Origin of the sequence: Alkalihalophilus lindianensis, from assembly GCF_032843265.1 — a bacterium.
GTDB classification, from domain to species: domain Bacteria; phylum Bacillota; class Bacilli; order Bacillales; family Bacillaceae_D; genus Alkalihalophilus; species Alkalihalophilus lindianensis.
On sequence record NZ_JAWJBA010000212.1, the window covers coordinates 1 to 279 of the forward strand.

Genomic DNA, 279 nt, shown 5'->3' on the forward strand with positions numbered 1-279 from the left:
TTGATAACATAAGAAAGGAGCAATTCCCTTTTGTCAAGGTTATAGCTCCTCAAAATTTTTCAATCCGACAATTCGATGATAAATCGCCTTCGCCTGCGCCGGTTCGCTTGTACCATGAATAAGCGCACGGCCATCTTTAAAAAATACGAGACGATAAACCTCATATGTACAGAAAAGCAAATATGGATTAACCGTCACATCGCCCGCCAGCTCTTTCAAACGCAATGCCAACTTGTCTAGAGGAATTGACCGCTCCATCCCAGGTCGATAACGGGTATA

At 43.4% G+C, this 279-nt stretch carries 1 pseudogene; it reads right to left on the reverse strand.

Annotated elements, in window-relative coordinates:
* Nucleotides 1–39: 39 nt before the first annotated feature.
* Nucleotides 40–279, reverse strand: a pseudogene (locus RYX56_RS21975) (hypothetical protein); the annotation flags it as partial.